The sequence below is a fragment of the uncultured Pontibacter sp. genome, from assembly GCF_947502515.1.
GTDB lineage: Bacteria > Bacteroidota > Bacteroidia > Cytophagales > Hymenobacteraceae > Pontibacter.
The window spans coordinates 40,382-61,590 of sequence record NZ_CANNAI010000004.1 but is presented as its reverse complement, the minus strand read 5'-3'; the positions used below and the strand labels follow the sequence as shown (position 1 = coordinate 61,590).

At 50.6% G+C, this 21,209-nt stretch carries 18 protein-coding genes; 12 read left to right on the top strand and 6 right to left on the bottom strand.

Annotated elements, in window-relative coordinates:
* Positions 1–86: 86 nt before the first annotated feature.
* The 5 genes from Q1A54_RS11535 (at position 87) to Q1A54_RS11515 (ending at position 7,893) form a co-directional block, all read left to right on the top strand.
* Positions 87–3,182 carry a TonB-dependent receptor gene (locus Q1A54_RS11535; RefSeq protein ID WP_299988058.1) on the top strand — a complete coding sequence of 1,032 codons (3,096 nt, stop codon included), beginning with the start codon at positions 87–89 and terminating at the stop codon, positions 3,180–3,182.
* A gap of 20 nt (positions 3,183–3,202) precedes the next feature.
* Positions 3,203–4,570 carry a RagB/SusD family nutrient uptake outer membrane protein gene (locus Q1A54_RS11530; protein ID WP_299988055.1) on the top strand — a complete coding sequence of 456 codons (1,368 nt, stop codon included), beginning with the start codon at positions 3,203–3,205 and terminating at the stop codon, positions 4,568–4,570.
* A gap of 143 nt (positions 4,571–4,713) precedes the next feature.
* The gene (locus Q1A54_RS11525; RefSeq protein WP_299988052.1) at positions 4,714–5,106 is read left to right on the top strand and encodes a BlaI/MecI/CopY family transcriptional regulator; all 393 of its coding nucleotides are present in this window, start codon (positions 4,714–4,716) and stop codon (positions 5,104–5,106) included.
* Positions 5,063–6,529: a M56 family metallopeptidase gene (locus Q1A54_RS11520; RefSeq protein ID WP_299988049.1), complete on the top strand. Its 1,467-nt coding sequence runs from the start codon at positions 5,063–5,065 to the stop codon at positions 6,527–6,529. The genes Q1A54_RS11525 and Q1A54_RS11520 overlap by 44 nt, the downstream gene beginning before the upstream one ends.
* A gap of 101 nt (positions 6,530–6,630) precedes the next feature.
* Positions 6,631–7,893, top strand: coding sequence for a TonB family protein (locus tag Q1A54_RS11515; protein ID WP_299988046.1), 1,263 nt, complete (start codon positions 6,631–6,633; stop codon positions 7,891–7,893).
* A 68-nt stretch (positions 7,894–7,961) separates the two neighbouring features.
* On the opposite strand, the gene surE is transcribed toward Q1A54_RS11515, so the two are convergent.
* Positions 7,962–8,735 carry a 5'/3'-nucleotidase SurE gene (gene surE / locus Q1A54_RS11510; protein WP_007656749.1) on the bottom strand — a complete coding sequence of 258 codons (774 nt, stop codon included), beginning with the start codon at positions 8,733–8,735 and terminating at the stop codon, positions 7,962–7,964.
* Positions 8,736–8,855: 120 nt separating this feature from the next.
* Here surE and Q1A54_RS11505 point away from each other — a divergent pair, with 120 nt between their 5' ends.
* The 4 genes from Q1A54_RS11505 to Q1A54_RS11490 all read left to right on the top strand — a co-directional run bounded on the left by Q1A54_RS11505 (position 8,856) and on the right by Q1A54_RS11490 (position 13,391).
* Complete coding sequence (locus Q1A54_RS11505) at positions 8,856–9,488, top strand: mechanosensitive ion channel protein MscS (RefSeq protein ID WP_299988043.1); 633 nt, start codon at positions 8,856–8,858, stop codon at positions 9,486–9,488.
* Positions 9,489–9,528: 40 nt separating this feature from the next.
* Positions 9,529–9,975: a DoxX family protein gene (locus tag Q1A54_RS11500; RefSeq protein ID WP_299988040.1), complete on the top strand. Its 447-nt coding sequence runs from the start codon at positions 9,529–9,531 to the stop codon at positions 9,973–9,975.
* A gap of 60 nt (positions 9,976–10,035) precedes the next feature.
* Positions 10,036–11,787, top strand: coding sequence for a M14 family metallopeptidase (locus Q1A54_RS11495; RefSeq protein ID WP_299988037.1), 1,752 nt, complete (start codon positions 10,036–10,038; stop codon positions 11,785–11,787).
* A 122-nt stretch (positions 11,788–11,909) separates the two neighbouring features.
* Positions 11,910–13,391: a PQQ-dependent sugar dehydrogenase gene (locus Q1A54_RS11490; RefSeq protein WP_299988034.1), complete on the top strand. Its 1,482-nt coding sequence runs from the start codon at positions 11,910–11,912 to the stop codon at positions 13,389–13,391.
* 270 nt (positions 13,392–13,661) lie between these two features.
* Here Q1A54_RS11490 and Q1A54_RS11485 read toward each other — a convergent pair whose 3' ends face one another.
* The 3 genes from Q1A54_RS11485 to Q1A54_RS11475 all read right to left on the bottom strand — a co-directional run bounded on the left by Q1A54_RS11485 (position 13,662) and on the right by Q1A54_RS11475 (position 16,185).
* Positions 13,662–14,861 carry a dipeptidase gene (locus Q1A54_RS11485; RefSeq protein ID WP_299988031.1) on the bottom strand — a complete coding sequence of 400 codons (1,200 nt, stop codon included), beginning with the start codon at positions 14,859–14,861 and terminating at the stop codon, positions 13,662–13,664.
* A 61-nt stretch (positions 14,862–14,922) separates the two neighbouring features.
* On the bottom strand, positions 14,923–15,582 hold the full coding sequence (locus tag Q1A54_RS11480; RefSeq protein ID WP_299988028.1) for a CPBP family intramembrane glutamic endopeptidase: 660 nt from the start codon (positions 15,580–15,582) through the stop codon (positions 14,923–14,925).
* Positions 15,583–15,585: 3 nt separating this feature from the next.
* Positions 15,586–16,185: a DUF3267 domain-containing protein gene (locus Q1A54_RS11475; protein ID WP_299988025.1), complete on the bottom strand. Its 600-nt coding sequence runs from the start codon at positions 16,183–16,185 to the stop codon at positions 15,586–15,588.
* A gap of 83 nt (positions 16,186–16,268) precedes the next feature.
* On the opposite strand from Q1A54_RS11475, the gene Q1A54_RS11470 reads away from it, so the two are divergent.
* The 3 genes from Q1A54_RS11470 to Q1A54_RS11460 all read left to right on the top strand — a co-directional run bounded on the left by Q1A54_RS11470 (position 16,269) and on the right by Q1A54_RS11460 (position 18,900).
* On the top strand, positions 16,269–17,024 hold the full coding sequence (locus Q1A54_RS11470) for a DUF2490 domain-containing protein (RefSeq protein ID WP_299988022.1): 756 nt from the start codon (positions 16,269–16,271) through the stop codon (positions 17,022–17,024).
* Positions 17,025–17,231: 207 nt separating this feature from the next.
* Complete coding sequence (locus tag Q1A54_RS11465; protein ID WP_299988020.1) at positions 17,232–18,122, top strand: ATP-binding cassette domain-containing protein; 891 nt, start codon at positions 17,232–17,234, stop codon at positions 18,120–18,122.
* 7 nt (positions 18,123–18,129) lie between these two features.
* On the top strand, positions 18,130–18,900 hold the full coding sequence (locus Q1A54_RS11460; RefSeq protein ID WP_299988017.1) for an ABC transporter permease: 771 nt from the start codon (positions 18,130–18,132) through the stop codon (positions 18,898–18,900).
* A gap of 9 nt (positions 18,901–18,909) precedes the next feature.
* Here the strand turns inward: Q1A54_RS11460 and Q1A54_RS11455 are convergent, their stop codons facing one another.
* Both Q1A54_RS11455 and Q1A54_RS11450 read right to left on the bottom strand, forming a co-directional pair.
* Entirely contained in the window at positions 18,910–19,587 is a 678-nt protein-coding gene (locus Q1A54_RS11455; RefSeq protein ID WP_299988014.1) for a hypothetical protein, read from the bottom strand.
* A gap of 209 nt (positions 19,588–19,796) precedes the next feature.
* Entirely contained in the window at positions 19,797–21,038 is a 1,242-nt protein-coding gene (locus tag Q1A54_RS11450) for a bifunctional 3,4-dihydroxy-2-butanone-4-phosphate synthase/GTP cyclohydrolase II (RefSeq protein WP_007656772.1), read from the bottom strand.
* Positions 21,039–21,209 lie beyond the last annotated feature (171 nt).

The following is a 21,209-nucleotide window of genomic DNA, read 5'->3' as shown; positions in this document are numbered from 1 at the left end:
GTTAAGTCGGTTTTTTTGATTTTTCTTAACCAATTGGCAAGACTAATGTTAATTCCTAAATCAATTTTTTATCTAATTTAACTACTATGAAGAAGAGTATACTCTTGAGCTTCTTTTTAGTCCTGACACTGGTAGGCAGTGTCTGGGCTCAGACTCAAACTGTATCCGGTAGAGTAACAGCAGCCAATGATGGCTCTGCGCTCCCAGGTGTTACCGTGTTGGAGCGGGGCACTACAAATGGTGTTACGACCGGAATCAATGGTGAGTACACCTTAACGGTACAGCCAAACGCAACCCTGGTGTTCAGCTTCATCGGTATGCAGCGTCAGGAAGTGCCAGTGAATGGTCGCTCCACAGTTGACGTGCAGCTTGCTGCTGATGAACGTCAACTAAGCGAAGTAGTGGTAGTGGGTTATGGTACGCAGGAGCGTCGTGAGGTAACAGGCGCTACAGCCAAAGTGAAGTCGGAAGACATCCAGAACCTGCCGGTTGTTGGTGTTGACCAGGCACTGCAGGGACGTGCTGCCGGTGTGCAGATCTCTCAGAACTCTGGTACACCAGGTGGCGGTATCACAGTGCGGGTGCGTGGTGCTACTTCAATCTCTGCCAGCAACCAGCCTCTTTATGTAGTGGATGGTGTTCCGCTAACAACAGGTGACTTCTCTCAGTTAGGCTTTGGTGGTCAGTCTACCAACGCAGTAACAGACATCAACCCGAACGATATCGAGTCAATCGACATTTTGAAAGATGCCTCTGCCGCAGCCATCTACGGTTCGCGTGCTGCCAACGGTGTGGTACTGATTACAACCAAGCGTGGTTCTGCCCGTCAGACGCAGGTTAACTTCAATATGTACACTGGTACTCAGAATTACTGGAAAAAGCCTAAGCTTTTGAATGCACAGCAGTATGTAGATATCATGATGGAAGCTGAGGCTAATGATGGTTTTATTGCTCCTGGTCAGTATACGCCAGAAGAGTTTGCAGATTACTATTATGGTGGCTTTGACTTTCCAATAGCTGACACTGACTGGGTAGATGAAATTTCACGCTCGGCCGGCATCTCAAATTATGAGATCTCTTTGAGTGGAGGAGATCCAAAGACACGCTATTATGTGTCTGGTAACTACTTCGATCAGAAGGGTGTTGTAATCGGTAGCCGCTATCAGCGTTACTCTACCCGACTGAACCTGGACCACCAGGCAAATGATAAGTTCTCACTGGGCACCAGCATTCAGCTAAGCCGCTCAGACAGTGATCGTATCATCAGCGACAACTCCATCACCAGCCCCTTTGCCAATGCGCTGGCTGCGTCTCCGCTCTGGCCGGTTTTCACTGATGTAGAAACAAGAACTTACTCTTACCCTAACTTCTACTATACTAACCCGGTAGCGGAAGGTCTTGAAAATGATAACGAAACCCGTAACCTTCGTGCTGTTGGTAACGCGTTTGCGAAATACTCAATCATTCCGGGCCTCGACCTGCAAGTGAAAGGTGGTATAGATGTGCTGAACGTGGAAGAACGTCGTTACAGCGCCGCTAACTTCCCTGGTTCTACTTTTGAGGCGCAGGATGGTCAAGCCATTAATGCCACTACTACTGCTACCAAACGCTTGTTGGAGGCTACATTGGCTTATAACAAAACTTTCAACGAGGTACACAGCCTGTCTTCTGTGATCGGTGCCAGCAACGAGGACAACCAGATCCGCAGCGCCAGTGTAACAGGTGAGGGCTTTGCAAGTGAGCGTTTCCGTTACGTATCGAGTGCTGCTCGTGTGAACGCTGGTACAAACTCTGAAATCGAGTCTTCACTTGTTTCTTTCTTCGGCCGTGTGAACTACTCCTTCAGAGACAGATACCTGTTGGGCGTTAACTTCCGTGCTGACGGATCTTCCCGTTTTGGTGCGAACAACCGCTATGGTTACTTCCCGTCTGTTTCAGCGGGCTGGAGACTGATTGAGGAAAACTTCATGTCAGGTCTTGACTACATGAGTGAACTGAAGCTGCGTGCTTCTTACGGTGTAACCGGTAACCAGGAGATCGGTGACTTCAGATACCTGCCGCTTTACACAGGCGGTAGCAACTACCTTGACCTTTCTGGTCTGGCCCAGTCTCAGCTGGCCAACCCGGACCTGAAGTGGGAAACAACCAGACAGTTTAACGTAGGTACTGACATTGGCTTCCTGAATGGCCGTGTTAACCTGGCACTGGACTATTATATCAAGAAGACAGACGACCTGCTTTTTGCCCGTCCTATTCCAACACAGAGTGGTTTCTCTAGTGTGCAGTTCAACGTAGGTTCTACTGAAAACAAAGGTTTTGAAATTGCCCTGAACACAGTAAACATCTCTAACCCAGGCAATGGCTTCAACTGGACTACTGATTTCAATATTGCCCGCAACCGCAACAAGGTAACGTCGCTTTACGAAGGCCAGGACATCTTCTACGGCTTCGGCGGTAACTCGCTTGTACTGCGTGAAGGTCAGCCAATAGGTACGTTCTACGGTCTGATCTCTGATGGCATCTTCAGCAGAACAGAAGATGTCCCAGAGTCCAGAGCAGTTGATAGAAACGGCAATGGTATTATAGATACACAGGCTGGTGACGTAAACTTCCGTGATATCAACGGAGATGGCATTATCACTGACGATGACTTCACCGTAATTGGCAACGCACAGCCAGACTTTATCGGTGGTCTGACAAACACCTTCCGCTACAAAGGCTTTGACCTGAATGTGTTCTTCCAGTTCTCTTACGGCAACGAAATCGCGATGCCATCGCGTCAGTACCAGATGCACCTTGGTGTGTATGACGACAACATGGTGGAGGATGTACTGGGCAGATGGCGCCAGGAAGGTGACGTGACAGACGTGCCTCGTGCTACTTATTTTGATGACAACTACAATGGCAGAAGCAACACTTCACGCTTTATCTATGATGGTTCTTACCTGCGCCTCAAGAACATGGTATTGGGCTATACCCTGCCTACTTCTGTTAGCGAGCGCCTGAGAATGAGATCACTGCGTGTATATGCTCAGGCTCAGAACCTGCTTACTTTCACAGATTACCCTGGTTTCGACCCGGAAGTGAACTTTGCAGGCACCAGCAATACAACATTGGGTGTAGACTTCTACACAGTGCCTCAGAGCCGCACCATCACATTTGGTGTTAATGTTGGATTTTAATCATTAAACCGATTATCAAGATGAAAAAATATTCATACATATTGGCCGCAGCACTTGGTTTGAGTGTGATGACCGGCTGCGAGGAAAGACTGGAAGTGGCCCCGACCACACAGGTGGAGGCTGATGTTGCCGTAACAGATTTCAATTCATTGGACAAGGCTGCCCTTGGTGCTTACAGCGCTATGCAGTCCGAGGACTATTACGGTTACCGTTACGCCTTCTACAATGAGGTATACTCTGATAACATGGAGTTCATCGGTACATTTACCACTGACCTCGAGGCAACCAGACGCACCTTTACGGCTTCCAACTTACAGATTGACAACACCTGGGGTACGATCTATGCAGTGATCAACCGTGCTAACACCGTTATCGCTCAGGCAGATAATTTGTTTTCAGCCGGTACTATCACAGCTGAGCAGCGTGATGCCATTCAGGGTGAGATGTACTTTGTAAGAGCGCTTGCATACTTTGATCTGGTGAAGGTGTTTGGGGGAGTACCACTTGAGTTGAATGCAACTACTGGCTTGCCAGACATTCAGTTCCTGCCACGCGCATCTGAGCAGGAGGTATATAACTCCATCATCAGTGACCTGACCAATGCAGAGAACATGCTGGGCACTGAGGAAAGATCAGACCCTCGCCGTGCTTCAGGACTTGCGGCAACTGCCCTGCTAGCCCGTGTGCAACTGCAGGTTGGCAACTATGGTGAGGCACAGACCAAAGCCAACCAGGTTATCACAAGCGGCGCCTTCGAGCTGATGCCTACTTTTGCCAGCATCTTCACCACAGAAGGCAGCGGCAACAGAGAGTCCATCTTTGAGATCGACTTCACTACAAACGACCAAAATAGCCTGGGTTCATCTACTAACCCGAACACACCTGGTCAGAAATTCTACGTGCGTCAGGGCACTTACGAGGCTTTGCAAGCATCGGCTGCTAACGGTGACACCCGCTTTGAGTCAACTGTTCGCATTGAAGGCTCTGCCAACCGCCGCAGACTGCTCAAGTATGAAGATGCCGTGAATAACGCCGATAACGTAATTGTGATCCGTCTGGCAGAGATGTACCTGATCAGAGCAGAAGCTGCCATCAGACAGTCAAATACTGTTTCAGAGCAATCTCGTGAGGACATCAACATGATCAGAAACAGAGCCGGTCTACCTGACGTGGGTGCACTCTCTGTAACTGCAGCACTTGATGAGATTCTTCGTCAGCGCCGTCTGGAGTTCGTAGGTGAAGGCCTCCGCTACATTGATCTGCGTCGCTACAACCTGACATGCGAGGTGCTTGGCTTCTGCAACGGACAGGCTTTCCGTAACCTCTGGCCAATTCCGCTTCAGCAGATTGAGCGTAACCCGAACCTGGTAAGAAACGAGGGCTACTAATCCCTGATTTTTATACCTTATAAAAAATGGCTCCCCTTGCAGGGAGCCATTTTTTATTTAAAATATTTTCAAATAACTAAACATTTAGTTTGTAAACTAAGTAATTAGTTATATATTTATCTTATTAAACAGCCACAAGCCCTATGAAAGAACTCACCAAAGCCGAAGAAGAGATCATGCAGATCCTTTGGAAAATGAAAAAAGGATTCGTGAAAGATATTTTGGAAGAGATGTCGGAGCCTAAGCCAGCCTATAATACGGTATCGACCGTTGTTCGCATTTTGGAGAAGAAGGGATTCGTCGGCTACAATGCCTTTGGTAAGTCACACGAGTACTACCCGCTGGTGGCCGAAGACAAGTATAAGAGCTTTTTTCTGAAGAACTTCATGAGCGGCTATTTCGGAGGCTCTTTCGAAAAGCTTGTTTCGTTCTTTGCCAAAGACAACAACCTGGACGTAAAAGAGCTTGACCAGCTGATGCGCCATGTAAAAGATGACCTTAAAGAAGAGGACCAACGAGATGGAAACAATGCTTAATTACCTGCTGCAGTCAGCCACAGCATTGCTGGTGCTATACCTGTTTTACAGACTAGTGCTGCATAATCAGCCTGGCCTGCTTTTTAATAGGCTATACCTGCTGCTGACTCCCGTGCTAGCGCTCACTATTCCGCTGCTGGAATTACAACTGCCATTCCAAGCCGTGCTTCCCTCCACGGATGTCATACCTGCCATCCAACTGCAGGAAATACAGGTAACAAGCTATAATTCGACTGCACCAGCCACAGCACCACTCTTTACAACCGGCCAATGGTTCCTTCTGCTGTACGGTGTAATTGGCCTTGTACTACTCTTTAGGCTGGGCATGCAGGTGATCCGCATCCGGACGCTGGCGTCTGCCGCCAAACCGCTTCATTCATCAGGGTCTGAGGCAACCGTGCTCCAAACTGAAGGACAGTTTCCCTCCTTCGCTTTCCTGCACTATGTGTTCCTGGGAGATATGAAGCATTTGTCAGCACAGGAGCAGCAGCAGATCCTTTCGCACGAGATGGCCCACGTACGTCTGCGCCATACCTACGATGTGCTTTACTATGAGATCCTGACCGCTGTGCTGTGGTTTAACCCGCTGGTCTGGCTTATGAAAGAAGAGCTGCGCAATGTGCACGAGTTTCAGGCGGATGCGGAGGTACTCGCTAACTGCCAGCCACAGGAATACAGCTCGTTACTGGCCAAGGAGGCGCTTTACATGGCGGGCATACCGGTGGGGAGTTATTTCCAGAAGCCGCAAGTGTTCCGCCGCCTGCGCATGCTGCAGTTGCATGGAAAGCCTGTAAGCAAAGCGCGTCTGCTGCTTTCCCTGCCTGTAATACTCATACTGCTGGTAGCATTCTCAAGTAGCAAAGTAAGCGCTGATGTGACAACTCTCGTGGAAGAACCCGCTTCGCTGACAGAGCTGCTCGTAATGGCTCCAGCACGAAAAGCCTCAACTCCAATAGGCGAGCAGAAGCCCGAAGGGATAGAGCCTGCAGCTGCGACGGCCAACGCAGCAACCACCGAATCGGCCAAAACAGTGAAGAAAGAGGTCAAGATGGTAGAACCAACTGCTACACCTAACATTGCGACTGAAAATGCCAGTTCTGATGAAAAACCCTATACCTATGTAGACCAGATGCCTAAGTTTAAGGGTGGTGAATCTGAGATGATGAAGTTTATGGCACGACAAGTTCGCTATCCAAAGAGTGCACAGGATGCAGGCATAGAGGGACTGGTAGTGTTGAGCTTCGTGGTAGATAAGACTGGCGGCTTAAACGAAATAACGCTACTAAAGTCGTTGCACGAGGACCTGGACAAAGAGGCCATACGGGTAGTAGAAGCCATGCAAGGTCAGTGGGATCCTGGCAGACAGAATGGGAAAACAGTGCCCGTCCGCTATACCTTGCCCGTGCGCTTCGCCATAAAATAATAGTTTCACCCTATTTTATACCTGCTAAACCCGGTTAAAAGCCGGGGCAGGGTCACTATTGCCTTTTCTTTCCTAAAACAGAACCATAAAACTTACATCTCATGAAAAACAAAAACTCATTCAAAATCTTACTGGCCGCTCCCCTGCTGGCCCTCTCACTCAACATCGGGTTGCAAACAGACGCACTTGCACAGCAAAAGAAGCCTGCAGGCGAACCCTACAGCTACGTCCAGCACATGCCGCAGTTTCAGGGTGGTGAAGCTGAAATGATGAAATTCCTGGGCACCAACATCCAGTACCCTGCTATTGCCAAAAGCAATGGAGTGGAAGGCTTAACCGTGGTAACCTTTGTAGTAGAAACCGATGGTAAGATCAGTGAAGTAAAAACTGTAAAACCACTCAGCAAAGAAACTGACGAGGAAGCGATGCGGGTGGTGAAGCTGATGAGTGGTCACTGGTCCCCAGGCCGGCAAAATGAAGAGGTTGTACGAGTGCGCTATACCTTGCCCATCAGGTTTGCCCTGAGCGAAGCTGACCGTACCGCCGCAGCCAGTGTGGCCAATCGTATGCCTGCCTTTAAGGGCGGCACAGAGGCAATGCAACAGGCTATGCAGGCGCACCTGGCATTACCCGCCGAAGCTAAAAAGGAAAATCTGAACGCCCGTGTAGTGGTGAAGTTCTATGTTGATAAGGAAGGGCAGGTATCGAATGTGCGACTGGAAGGCACCAAACTGAAGAAAATGGTTGGGCCCGGCTCCGAACTGGATTATATGGACGCTTCCACTTTCCAACTGCAAAACAAAGCCATGCTGGCTAAGTTGTCAGAATCGGCTATGGCAGCCGTGAAATCAACTTCGGGCCAATGGGAGCCTGCCCTTAAAAGCGGACAGCCTACCGGTGCTGAAGTAGTGCTGCCGGTGCAATTCCTGAGCTCAGAGTCTGGCCGTGGCAGCGAGAAAATGGGCGTGCCGACTATGACTAAGTATACCAAGTATTCTTATAAGATAGAGGAAGTGGATGTGAAACCAACTTTTAAAGAGGGATCCTTTGAGAGATATCTGGCTAAAAACCTGCGCTACCCTGCCAACACTGACTTCGAAGGAGCCGTTGAGGTGCACCTAATCATAAAGGAAGACGGCAAAGTAATCAGTATGTTCTCGGTAGGTATGGGAAAAGAGATGCATGATGCTATCTCTGGCACAATTCAGAAAACACAAGGTATGTGGAATCCCGGCAAAGTAGATGGCCAGCCTGTAGCGGTTAGTCAAAAGCTTACCATCCTCTTTGTGACGAATGACGGCTCAAGCAAGCCTGCAGACTCGAATGCAAAGAATGCCGATGTAGTAGTCACCAGAATAAAATAAGCTATAAACACAAACTTGTTAGGTTGCCCCCGGCGCTGCTTTTGGCGGTCCGGGGGTTTTTCTATACCTTAAATATCCCACTCATTGAGCGTCGCCATGGCATGGTAGGCCGTCATATCGAACTGGCAGGGCACTACGGATACGTAGTTGTTTACCAGCGCCCACTCGTCCGTGTCCTCTCCTTTGTCGTGGTTCACGAAGCTGCCTGTCATCCAGAAGTAGCGGCGGTTGCGCGGGTCAAGGCGCTCGTCAAACTCCTCCTGCCACCTGGCATGGGCCTGCCGGCATACCTTCACACCTTTGATCGGCTCGCTGCTCTTCTTTGGCAAGTTCACGTTCAGGGCTGTATTCTCAGGTATACCATGTTCCAGTGCCTGTCGGATGATCAGCTCCACAAACTCTTCGGTATGCGAAAAGTCTGCCTCGTGCCCGTAATCGCAAAGCGAGAATCCGATAGCTGGCAGGCCTTCAATAGCCGCCTCAATAGCCGCTGACATGGTGCCGGAGTATAGCACGCTGATGCTGGAGTTGGAACCGTGGTTGATGCCGCTCACCACCAGATCAGGCCGGCGGTCTTTCAACACATGGTGCTTGGCCAGTTTTACGCAGTCGGCCGGCGTACCGGAGCACTCGTAGGCCTCTATACCCAGGTCTTCAAAAGCAATGGAGCGATCGAGGCGTAGCGTGTTGCCGATCGTGATCGCGTGCCCCATACCTGACTGCGGTCCGTCAGGTGCCACAACCACTACCTCTCCTATTTTCTTGGCCACTTTCACCAGCGTCCGTATACCTGGCGCTGTAATGCCGTCGTCGTTCGAAACCAGTATTAATGGTAAAGCCATTTTATTATTTTTAGTTGATGTATGACAAAATAAACGAATTACGTTTTCGTGCTAATATACGACAACCCCGGCAGTCACAACAGGGTTAAGATGAATATAATGATTTCCTAATCTCACCTCATGCTTAAGAATATACTTTACGCCATCTTGTTGGGGGTGGGCATGGCAGCTTGCCTGGCCGACCGTGACAACACCGATGAAGCGGCCAACACTACCGATACGGCAATCGAAGGCGGGCCGATGACAGAAACCGTTGAATCAGGTACCCCCTCCCCCGCAACCCAGCCTGCCGACTTTGTCATTCGAAAGGGGCAGGTGGGCAACATCCGGATAGGTATGCCCATCGAGGAAATGCGCAACCAGGTGCCGGCAGGTCTGCAGATACGGGATACCACCCTGCAGCTCGAGGGTCAGCAGTCTACAGCTTATGTCTTCAGCGGTCCCGACAGTCCACGCGGGCTGCTCGTGGAGCAAACCTGCGAGCCCGATTGCCAGGTATGGCGCATCCAGGTACAGGGCGAGCAGTACAAAACGGCGCAGGGTTTAGGAATTGGATCAAAATACAGTGAAGTAACACAGCACCATCCGATTTCCTACACCAGTTTGGGTGAGGCGGGCTTTGTGGCGGTGAGTGAATCCACGGGCATGTCTTTTTTATTGGACACCAGCCAGTTAGACCAGAACAACCTTCACAAACTGAAACCTGACCAGGTTCCTGCCAATACCCTTGTGCGCGGTATTTTAATATATTAGATTTTTGTAATACTTCAGCGGATTACGTATTATTGCTCTTATGTCATTACTCCGCACCCGCTACAGCTATAAAAACACCGGCCTGCTGCTGCTCCGCATCGGCATCGGCATTATGTTCATCCTGCACGGCTGGCCCAAAATGGTCGGTGGGCCCGAGCGCTGGGCCAAAATAGGAGCGAACATGCAGTTGCTGGGTATAGACTTCATGCCGGAATTCTGGGGTTTTATGGCTGCGTTTGCGGAAACAGTGGGCGGTACGCTGCTGGTGCTGGGCCTTTTCTTCCGCCCGACGACCATCCTGCTGGTTATCACCATGCTGGTGGCTACGCTGCGCCACATGAGCGCCGGCGACGGATTTGGCGGTTACTCACACGCACTGGAAGCAGCTATCCTTTTTTTTGCCCTCTACTTCATCGGCCCAGGTAAGTATAGCCTGGACAAGCAGCTCTTCCCGACAAACAAACACCGGAAGACTTTTCAGGTATAAGCAGGATTTTTGCCCTGAATTGGTTAACATTGCTCTGCAAGACCAATTGTAACACCACACATGCTAACCACCCTACTCTTAGCCGCGCTGCTGGCTACCGGAACACCTGACAAAACCGACCTCAAAACGCCTTACGAGAAAGGTAACAAGAACCAGACCGCCACTTACGACGAGGCCATTGACTGGTACCGCAAGCTCGACGCCGCCTACGACGAAGTAAAAATGGTGCCCTACGGCTATACCGACTCCGGTCGTTTGTTGCACCTGGTCATCATCTCCACCGACAAAGACTTCGACCCGCGCTCCATTAAGCAGAAAGACAAACGCGTACTGCTTATCCAGAATGGCATCCACCCGGGCGAGCCCGAAGGTATAGATGCGACCATGCTGCTGGCCCGCGACTACCTGCAGGATAAGAACAAGCGCAGGCAGCTTGATAATGTGGTGCTGGCCATTATACCTGTGTATAACATAGGCGGTGCGCTCAACCGCAACAGCCATACCCGCACCAACCAAAACGGACCGGAGAGCTACGGCTTTAGAGGCAATGCCCGCAACCTCGACCTGAACCGCGACTACCTCAAGACCGATTCCAAAAACGCGCAGGCCTTCCACCTCATCTATCGCGACTGGGACCCGGATGTGTTCATGGATAACCATACTTCCAACGGCGCCGATTACCAGCATGTGATGACGCTCATTGCCACGCAACACAACAAGCTGAACCCGACACTGGCCGGTTACCTGCAGGGTAAGATGCTGCCTACGCTGTATGAAGGCATGAAAAAAGACAAATTCCCGATGGTGCCTTACATGAACACCATTGGTGAAACACCAGAGAAAGGCATCATTGGCTTTATGGAATCTCCGCGCTATGCTACCGGCTATACTGCTCTGTATAACACCATCGGTTTTGTGCCGGAGACACACATGCTCAAGCCTTTTGATCAGCGGGTGCAGTCCACGTACAAACTAATGGAGCACATGATCAGCACCGTGAGCCGTGACGCAAAAGAAATAGGCGAATTGAGAGCCAAAGCCAAGCAGGAGACGCTGACACAGAAGACATTTGCACTGGACTGGAAACTGGACACTACCAAGGTGGAGCAGATTCCTTTCCTAGGCTATGCTGCCAAGTATAAGCCAAGCGAAGTAAGCGGACTCGAACGTCTTTACTACGACCGCAAGGCCCCTTACTCCACTAACATCAACTACTACAATACCTTCACCCCTTCTGTGACTGTGGAAAAGCCGGTGGCCTACATCATTCCGCAGGCCTGGCGCGAAGTGATCGAGCGATTGAAGTTGAACAAAGTGGAAATGCGCCAGCTAAAGCGAGACACCACCCTCACGCTCGATACATACTATATCACCGATTACAAAACGTCGCCGCGAGCATACGAAGGTCATTACCTGCACACAGGCACGCAAGTGGAGACCCGCACCATGCCGCGCCAGTTCCTGAAAGGTGACTACGTGGTATACCTGAACCAGGAGGCCAACCGCTTTCTGGTAGAGGCACTGGAGCCACAGGCCGTTGACTCTTACTTCAACTGGAACTTCTTCGACAGTATCCTGATGCAGAAAGAATACTTCTCGAGCTATGTGTTCGAGGACCTGGCCGCTGATATTCTGAAGCAAAACCCGGACCTGCGCAAGCAACTAGAAGCCCGTAAAAAGCAGGATCCTGAGTTTGCCAAGAATGCCCGCGCCCAGCTGGACTTTGTGTACAGAAATTCTCCGCACTACGAGCCTACACACAACATGTACCCGGTGGGCAGGTTGATGAAAGATGTGAAACTGCCGCTGTAAAGCAGAATCAGTATAAAACGTGAAAGCCACCCGATGAAGGTGGCTTTTGCTTTTACACCCACTATATTTGTATACACAAGGTTGCGAACCACGCATGCCCCGAAGATTGAAATACAAATACTATGTTAAAGACAAATCACCTATTCCCACTCCTGGGACTAGCCCTTATCACACTGGATAGCTGCACCAGCTCCGGCAGCAGCGGCAGCACAAGCAGTCCGGATAAACAGACAGTCGCCCAAAATTCCGTTCAGGAAGTAGCCCTTACCGAGGCACAACTCGAGAAAGCCCGCACCAATTACGCCAGCTACTGCTCCGGCTGTCACGGCGAACAGATGGAGGCCTTCACCGACCGCAAATGGAAGCATTGTAGTTCTGCTGAAAATCTATTTGCCGCCATCAAGCACGGCTACCCCGAGGAAGGCATGCCCGCCTTTGAGCAGACATTCTCCGACCAGGAAATCACCGCGCTGGTCGCTTACATTCAGGAAGGTATACAGAACGTGAAGCAGTACGATTTCAGCGAAGAAGCCACCGCCACTACCGTCTATACCTCCGAAGACCTCCGCTACCGCCTCGACACCGTGGCGACAGGTATGGAGATTCCGTGGGGGATGGCCTTTTTACCAAACGGCGACATGCTGATTACGGACCGCAACGGTGCTTTCTACCTTTTGCCAAAAGGAAGTCGACAGCTGCAGCAAATTTCCGGTGCACCGGAGGTACTGGCACAGGGACAAGGTGGTTTGCTGGACGTGGAGCTGCACCCTAATTTTACCCAGAACGACCTGATCTATCTCTCCTACTCTGCTTTCAAGAAAGAAGGAGAACAGACTCTCTCGACTACTGCTGTAATGCGCGCCAAATTGGAAGGCAACAGACTCACGGATCAGAAAGTGATCTTTGAAGCTCAGCCTTGGGCCCGTACCCGCCACCACTATGGCTCCCGACTGGAGTTTGGCCGTGACGGCATGCTGTATGTTTCGGTAGGCGACCGTGGCCAGCACCACGAAAATGCGCAGACTATTGAGCGTGCCCCAGGCAAGGTGCACCGCATCAAAGACGATGGCGCTATACCTGCTGACAACCCTTTCTCAAACGAAAAAGGAGCCATTGCTTCTATCTGGACCATCGGCAACCGTAACATCCAAGGTATGACCATACACCCTAGCACCGGCGCCATCTGGACAAACGAGCATGGCCCGAGAGGAGGTGACGAAGTGAACATTGCTGAACGAGGCAAGAACTACGGCTGGCCAGTTATCTCTTACGGCATCAACTACAACGGCACCGTGCTGACTGAACTGACTAAAAAAGAAGGTATGGAACAGCCGCTCTGGTACTGGGTTCCTTCCATCGCCCCATCCGGTATGGCTTTCGTGACGGGCAACCGCTACAAAGGCTGGGAAGGCGACCTGCTGGTTGGCTCTCTCCGTTTCCAGTTCCTGAGCAAGCTCAAAATGGATGGCGACAAGATTGTGAGTGAAGAGAAACTACTCAAAAACATCGGCCGCGTGCGTGATGTGAAAATGGGACCGGATGGGTATATCTATGTCGCAGTGGAGAGCCCGGGGACGATTTACAGGGTGGTTCCTGTGGAGTAGGATTTAGTATGGCGCGAGCGTCTTCGCTCGTGTCTACTATGGCGGGGCCTCCCAGGTATAGGTATAGGCCCAGGTATAGGCACTACCCACACTCGCGGGACGCGAGTGTGGGTAGTGCCTGTGGTGTCCCGCCACTAGTACCAAGGCCACAGATCAAAGCGGCCAGAGTCCGCCCGATAGCTCACACTCGCGGGACGCGAGCGAGGGAGTAAACAAAAAGGTCAGGCCCTTTAACAGAGCCTGACCTTTTTCATTTATACCTATACCTGCTTATGAACTCACATTTGCACGCAGCACGCGCAGGAAGTTTTCGCCTAGTATCTTTTTGATATCCTCTTCGCTATACCCTCTGGCAAGCAACTCACGGGTAATCACCGGCATATCGGCTACACTGTCGAGCTGCTTCGGTGTGGAAGTGACACCATCAAAGTCAGAGCCGAGGCCTACGTAGTCTACGCCGACCAATTTCACGATGTGGTCAAGGTGGTCGAGCAGGATAGACAGTGGCGGACGCAGTTCTGAAGCTTCTTCCGGATAGTTTTCCATCGCCCAGTCAAATACCTCAATTGAGTTCTTTCCTTCCTTGTGCAACGAATCTACTTCTGCCTTGTGTCTGGCCCGGAAAGCATTCATGCGCTTGTCGTACTCCGGATCCAGAAAGCCGGAGAAGAAGTTGAGGTGAATCACGCCGCCGTTTTTGGCGATGGCTTTTATCTGGTCGTCTTTCAGGTTGCGGAAATGCGGGTTGAAGTGATGTACGCAGCTGTGCGAGATCAGTACAGGCTTAGTGGTCGTGGCCATGGCATCCCAGAAAGTACGCTCACCTACGTGGCTCAGGTCAACCAGCATACCTAGTTCGTTCATTTTGCGCACCACCTGCTTACCAAATTTGGTAAGTCCGGGTTTGCGGTTCTTAGGCAGTTCGCCACCTTCCTCGTCCATGGCAGAAGTAGCCCAGGGAGTGGAGTTGTTCCAGGTTAGGGTCATGTAGATGGTGCCGCGCTTGTGCAGTGCCTCCAGGTACTTTAGGTTGCTTTCCATCATGTGGCCACCCTCGACCCCGATCATGGTAGCCATTTTGTTTTGCGCGACGGCCTGCTCTATATCGGCAGGTGTGCGGGCAATCATCATCTTGTCAGGGTTTCGGTTTACGATGGCGTAGAGGGAATCGATCTGGAGGTTGGCGAACTTGAAGCCTTTGCCTTTCCCATACGTACCATCACTCCAGACTGAAAACACTTGTACATCTACCCCGCCCTCTTTAAACCGGGCCAGGTCAGAGTGTGTTTTGCCTCGAAGGTCATCCTCCAGCCGCAGCCCTTCCAGTACCGAGATCAACACATCGTTGTGCGTGTCTACCACAATAGCCTGCTCGTGGAGTTGCTTGTAATCCTGAGCTGATACCTGCAGATTGCCGCAGAGCACGGTTGCCAGGGTGAGGCCTCCGCCTAATAGTTTCTTATAATTCATAGTCTGGTGCTTAAAGTCTCAAAGAGCCATACCTTAAATATAGCCAAAAGGCGCGACTTTCCTAGCGTATCCAATTCTCCACGATCAGATTAGAGAAGGCAAAAAAGTTGGTCAGGATATGGGCCAGCGTAGGTATAAGGATGCGTTGTTGCCGGAAAGCGGTATAGCCCCAAATCAATCCCATAAAAAATGCGCCCCCAACCAAAGGTAAGAACCCTCCCTGGTAGCTGATGCCATAGGCGGCATAAACCGAAATATGCCAGAGCCCAAAGAGCAGCGTAGGCAGCACGAAGGCGTACAGTTTGTTTTGTCCATACCTACTCGTGTAGGCACCACGCCAGTAAAACTCCTCCACGAAACCGTTTGTGAGGGCAGCAAGTGCCAGCATCAGGTATAGCGCAGGGCTAAGAAAAGGATATGCGACTAAAAATGCTGCCGTAAAAGCACCGATTACCGGCAAAAAGCAAAGCACTGCCCAAAGTATGTTTATACCTGTGCGAGGAGGCCAGCTATAGCGTTTGGCCATATCATCTTTCTTCAAGACCAGCCCATGCACAATACACCAACCCCAGTACAGCACAAAACTAGCCAGGTAACCAGCTGTTTTGCCCAAAAGCTGCGGTAGGAAATAAAAGGCTGCAAAGGTTACGGGCAGTAGCAGAAAGCCTGGCAATAGCAGGCGTTTCTGGCTGACATCTTGCGGACGGATAAGTATTGACATCTATTAAGCAGATTTTCTTGAGCTAAGCACATAACAGCCGATCTTGTCGGGGTGGTCCTGCACGAGGTCGGAGCTATGCTGATGACGCAGCATCCAAAGAATGAGCAAATCACCGGCAGCGGCCATGCTGAAGAACAGGCCAAACAGGAAGAGCAGGAAATGCCCCATGGCTATACCTGCCAAAGCTGGCAACAGCCCCATCACCAGCCCCGGCATCATCCCGCCTATGGCATACTGCCTCAGCGGCAGTACTTCTTTGCAATGGCAGTAGGGTGTCAGCATTTTCCAGTACACGCCGTATTTGATTGACTTTAAACCGTTTTTGCAGAACACAGCCCAGGTGAGCCCATGCAGCAGCTCATGTACTACTGCTCCAACAATGAAAACCAGCAGCATGATCATCGGGGAGATCATCAGCAGGTCCCGGTTTGTTTGCACAAGCTGCCGCAGGTTTTGGGTAGAGAACTGTTCGGGCCAGATGAGCAGATAAACCCCCACGTAAATCACCAGAATTGGCACGATGAAAACCAGTGCCCGTACATTGGCCTCGGCAGCCGTCATGCTTAGTTCTGTGGTCTTGTATTTTTCCTTATCTACTTGCATAAGCTAATAATCACTTATAAGTAGTAAAAAATAGGCGAATATTCAAGTTGAATTTCAGCCTTTTGGGGTCGAACTTTGTCAGCATGGATATTAAAGGTATACTTTTCAGGATTTTACCGGCCCTGAGCCTGCTCCTATGGTTGAGCGCTCCGGCACAGGCGCAAAGCGAGCGTGTAAAAGATTTCAACAGCAACGGCTGGTACATGTACTTCGGCGATCACAAACTCAACGAGAAGTGGGGACTACATACCGAGGTGCAATGGCGCCGCCACAATATACTCAAAGACCCGCAGCAACTGCTTATTCGCACAGGTATAAACTATGATCTGACGCCATCAGCCATGTTCACGCTCGGCTACGGCTACATCGAAACGCACCCTTACGGCGACTTCCCAGCGGCGGGTACTTTCCCGGAGCACCGCATTTACCAGCAGCTACAACTCAGGAACAGTGTGTCGCGTATAGGTCTGATGCACCGCTACCGATTGGAGCAACGCTGGATCAAACCAGCCGGAGCCGAAACTACCACCTACCTCAACCGGGCACGCTACATGCTCAAGGCCACCCTGCCACTCATCGGCACCAGCATCGATGTGGGCGAGCCCTTCCTGGCAGCCTATGACGAGATATTTATTGGTTTTGGCAACAACATCCAGCGAAACATTTTCGACCAGAACCGGGCCTATGCTGCCCTGGGGTATAAGATCAGCAATGCTGCAACGCTAGAACTAGGCTACCTCAACCAGATTGTGCAGAAGGCCAATGGCACTGTGTTCGAGCACAACCATACCCTGCAGGTAAGCCTGTTTTATAACCTCGACTTCAGCAATAATAATTAGCCATCCTTATTTATCATCCTGTAAGGATCCTGGTAGTAGATAGCAGAGACCTGCCATCACTTAAACTAAAGCACTGAACAGCAAGACAAGAGGCATTAAATCTACTTTACTGTAAGAAAAGCGCGCCTGCTCAGGTATAGCAGGCGCGCTTTTCTTTTCTCAGCCGATATCAGAAAAACGCTATATTTGTCTAAACGACTCTCCGCTATGGCAACAGTCCTATACCTGAACGAACTCTCAAAGAAATACGGAAGCCTGCAGGCCGTGGACCGGCTAACCCTGCAGGTGGAGGCAGGCAGCATTTACGGTTTGCTTGGCCCGAACGGAAGCGGCAAAACCACTACGCTTGGTATGGTGCTGGACGTGATCCGGCCGAGCGGAGGCAGTTTTCAATGGTTCGGGGATTCCATAAGCAGCGAAACGAAGCGTAGGGTCGGCGCTCTGCTCGAAACGCCCAATTTCTACCCCTACCTCACAGCACGCGCCAATCTGGAAGTAGCAGCCGACACCAAGCAGGCAGACCACCGGCACATCAACAAGATGCTCGATATGGTAGGTCTTGGCACACGCAGCCACACCACTTTCAAAGGCTTCTCGCTGGGTATGAAACAGCGTCTGGCACTGGCCGCCGCCATGCTCAACGATCCGGAAGTGCTGGTGCTCGATGAGCCAACCAATGGCCTTGATCCACAAGGTATAGCCGAGGTACGTGACCTGATCACCCGGATTGCTGCACAAGGCAAAACAATTCTGCTGGCCAGTCATTTGCTTGACGAGGTAGAGAAGGTATGCACACACGTAGCCGTGCTGCAGGCAGGCAAACTCAAGGCCGATGGTCCGGTGGGGGACATACTCTCTACGCAGGATCAGCTGCTGATTAGCGCCGATGAGTTAGCCCCGGTACTGCAGCTATTGGAGCGTCTGCCTTACATCGTGAAATTTGCGCAGGAGAAGAATTACATCAGCCTCACACTCTCTGAAGGCTACACCAGTACTGACCTCAACCGCGATATGTTTGCACAGGGCATTGTGCTATCCCAACTCCTGGTGCGCCGCAAAAGCCTGGAGGCGCAATTTCTTGAAATCACCCAAAAATAAGCACCACATGAATCTGATCAGAACTGAGCTCAGGAAGATACTCCAATACCCTACCTTTTGGGTAATTATGGCCATCTATGTGCTACTGCAGGTGCTGCTGATTTACTTCAGCAGCAACATGATGGTAGGCGGGCAGTCGCTAGGCAAATCGCTTTATGATTTCCCTAACCTTTGGATGCGCTTCACTTACGTCGCCTACTTTTTCAACTTGCTCCTGGGTATACTGGTGATCGTGCTGATCACGGATGAGTACAGCTATCGCACGCTCAGACAACAGGTCATAGATGGGCGATCGCGTACAGAGGCCGTTCTGGCCAAATTTTACGTCACGCTGGGTCTGGCAGCATCGGCCACTGTGTTTCTCCTGGTGATGGGCTTGTTTTTCGGATTAATTTACAGCTCCGACACCAGTATGGGAGCCATATTCGGCAAGATCGATCACCTCTCCTACTTTTTTGTGCAGGCTGTCGGGTACATGTGCCTGGCCATGTTCTTTGCCTTTCTGATACGTAAGAGCGGGTTGGCCATCATCGCCTTTCTGGCCTGGTCTAAAATAGTGGAGCCCATCATACACTACCAGATCGATGACCAGATCGATCGTTTTATGCCTATGAAGGTGTTTGGGAGTCTTACTCCTACGCCGGGGCAGGAGATTATAGATGGCCTCACCAGCCCCATGATGGCACTTAGTCCGGCCTGGGCTGTGCTGCCTGCACTATTTTATATCGCAATGCTTGTATTCGCATCCATTCTGCTGGTGCGACTACGTGATCTCTAAGCCTTTGCTCTAGAGAGAATTATAATAGTCTACGATGCTGAGTAAGTCTTTGGAATTATTGTAGTCAAGCTTATTAGCCTTTACATACTGCTTCACTTTTCCTGCTTGCGTACCGCAAAGCTTAAGCAGGTCTTTTTTGTGCTTGCGTAGCTGCACTATCTCCCCATCCGGTAGCATCACATACAGAATTTCCTGTAGTTCGTCTCCGGCCGTGGCAAAGTGCGGAAAATAATGTGTTTGCAGCGATGCTGTTGCCTGTTGCTGATGCTGTTCACCTTTCGCAGCTGTAACGCCTACGTATCTTTTCATGAGCATGAGTTCCCCCTGATTGATCTGCTCGAAGAATACCGGTACCCTAAAATCACTCTGAAAGCTCCCTCTGTTCCAGGGCAGTGAGCGAAAGATCTGTGGCTTGCCATCATAAACACCGCTGATCATAAAATGGCTGACATTAACTGCAGAAAGAGAATTGATAGTGCCATCTTCTGATGCTATTTGCACAACATCTTTTGCCGGATGATAAATCACTGCCCCCTGCAAACTGTCTCCGCTGGTTAGTACAACTTTTCCATACAGCCATCGCTCTGTATCAAATCCTTCCCGCATCTGTGCCCAAGCCCATCCACTTTCGCAGGCAAATGCCACTAATAATGTAAAAAACAAATATTTGGTACTCAGTCTTTTCATTAGCAAAACGTTAAAATTGTGAACAACCTATTATAAAACCACCTACCTAACCTATTGTTTCACAAAAGATTACATACAATTCATAACGTAAGAAAACAGAAGCGGGATAGACCTTTCACCAAATAATTATTTACCTACGCTCCTGCGCCTGGTACAAAAAAAGCCCGTACCTGGCGGTACGGGCTCTCTGTTCAGTTATTCAAGGCTGCTTAGCGCACAACCGTATTTTTTAGTATCTCGTGCCCCAATTTGTCGCGTTTGGTGGTCAGGTAACTCTGGTTATGCGGGTTCGGCGCGATTTCTATCGGCACATTTTCCACTACCTCCAGTCCATAACCGATCAGGCCAACGCGCTTCTTCGGGTTGTTGGTGATCAGGCGCATCTTCGTTACACCAAGGTCACGCAGAATCTGGGCTCCTACGCCATAGTCACGGTCGTCCATACCGAAACCAAGCTCCAGGTTAGCTTCCACCGTATCGCGGCCTTGCTCCTGCAGTTTGTAGGCCTTCAGTTTGTTGATCAGGCCGATGCCACGTCCTTCCTGGTTCATGTATACGATCACGCCTTTGCCCTCACGCTCCACCATGCGCATGGCTTCGTGCAGCTGCGGACCGCAGTCGCAACGGCATGATCCGAAGATATCACCTGTTACACAAGAGGAGTGCACACGAACCAACACCGGTTCGTCATCCTTCCAGTCTCCTTTCACCAGGGCCAGGTGCTTGGCACCATTGCTACGCTGCGTGAAGGCATAGAGGTCAAAATTACCGAAGTCAGTTGGCAGCTCCACCGCTATCTCACGGTCGATCAGGCTTTCCTTCTTCAGGCGGTACTCTACCAAGTCTTTGATCGAGATAAGCTTCAGGTTGAAACGCTCCGCTACTTTTACCAGATCTGGTAAGCGGGCCATCGTACCGTCTTCGTTCATGATCTCGATCAGCACACCAGCTGGTGCAAGTCCAGCCAGTCGGGCCAGATCAACAGCAGCCTCTGTGTGGCCCGGACGACGCAAAACGCCTTCTTTCTTAGCCTTGAGCGGGAAAATATGTCCAGGCTTACCAAGTGAGTTCGGATCTGTGTTAGGATCAACCAGCGCCTGAATAGTTTTGGCTCGGTCAGAGGCGGATATACCTGTGGTGCAGCCATGTCCGATCAGGTCAACTGACACCGTGAATGGTGTAGCATGCAGGGCCGTGTTGCGGCCCACCATCAGCTCGAGGCCCAGCTCGTCGCAACGCTCCTCTGTAAGAGGCGCACAAATCAGACCACGGCCGTGCGTCGCCATGAAGTTGATGATCTCCGGTGTAACCATTTCTGCAGCGCAGATAAAGTCACCTTCGTTTTCGCGGTCATCGTCATCCACCACAATAATAATCTTACCCTGGCGGATGTCTTCGATCGCTTCTTCTATTGAATCGAGCTTGATTGGCTCTAATGAATTAGTTTCCATGTGTTACTCCATATACCTGCTATACCTATGGTTACCAGCAAGGTGATTGTCTATACTATGAAATGCGCTGCAAAGGTAGAAAGTTTATACCGCATTGCCTTCTTATTTCACAACACAATATGACAGTGAAATATTCAATAGAAGATCAGGTGAACATTGCACGGACTAAAA

Coding starts and splice junctions, on each gene's coding strand:
- Q1A54_RS11535 (WP_299988058.1), top strand. CDS start 87: ATGAAGAAGAGTATACTCTTGAGCTTCTTTTTAGTCCTGACACTGGTA.
- Q1A54_RS11530 (WP_299988055.1), top strand. CDS start 3,203: ATGAAAAAATATTCATACATATTGGCCGCAGCACTTGGTTTGAGTGTG.
- Q1A54_RS11525 (WP_299988052.1), top strand. CDS start 4,714: ATGAAAGAACTCACCAAAGCCGAAGAAGAGATCATGCAGATCCTTTGG.
- Q1A54_RS11520 (WP_299988049.1), top strand. CDS start 5,063: ATGACCTTAAAGAAGAGGACCAACGAGATGGAAACAATGCTTAATTAC.
- Q1A54_RS11515 (WP_299988046.1), top strand. CDS start 6,631: ATGAAAAACAAAAACTCATTCAAAATCTTACTGGCCGCTCCCCTGCTG.
- surE (WP_007656749.1), bottom strand. CDS start 8,735: ATGGCTTTACCATTAATACTGGTTTCGAACGACGACGGCATTACAGCG.
- Q1A54_RS11505 (WP_299988043.1), top strand. CDS start 8,856: ATGCTTAAGAATATACTTTACGCCATCTTGTTGGGGGTGGGCATGGCA.
- Q1A54_RS11500 (WP_299988040.1), top strand. CDS start 9,529: ATGTCATTACTCCGCACCCGCTACAGCTATAAAAACACCGGCCTGCTG.
- Q1A54_RS11495 (WP_299988037.1), top strand. CDS start 10,036: ATGCTAACCACCCTACTCTTAGCCGCGCTGCTGGCTACCGGAACACCT.
- Q1A54_RS11490 (WP_299988034.1), top strand. CDS start 11,910: ATGTTAAAGACAAATCACCTATTCCCACTCCTGGGACTAGCCCTTATC.
- Q1A54_RS11485 (WP_299988031.1), bottom strand. CDS start 14,861: ATGAATTATAAGAAACTATTAGGCGGAGGCCTCACCCTGGCAACCGTG.
- Q1A54_RS11480 (WP_299988028.1), bottom strand. CDS start 15,582: ATGTCAATACTTATCCGTCCGCAAGATGTCAGCCAGAAACGCCTGCTA.
- Q1A54_RS11475 (WP_299988025.1), bottom strand. CDS start 16,185: ATGCAAGTAGATAAGGAAAAATACAAGACCACAGAACTAAGCATGACG.
- Q1A54_RS11470 (WP_299988022.1), top strand. CDS start 16,269: ATGGATATTAAAGGTATACTTTTCAGGATTTTACCGGCCCTGAGCCTG.
- Q1A54_RS11465 (WP_299988020.1), top strand. CDS start 17,232: ATGGCAACAGTCCTATACCTGAACGAACTCTCAAAGAAATACGGAAGC.
- Q1A54_RS11460 (WP_299988017.1), top strand. CDS start 18,130: ATGAATCTGATCAGAACTGAGCTCAGGAAGATACTCCAATACCCTACC.
- Q1A54_RS11455 (WP_299988014.1), bottom strand. CDS start 19,587: ATGAAAAGACTGAGTACCAAATATTTGTTTTTTACATTATTAGTGGCA.
- Q1A54_RS11450 (WP_007656772.1), bottom strand. CDS start 21,038: ATGGAAACTAATTCATTAGAGCCAATCAAGCTCGATTCAATAGAAGAA.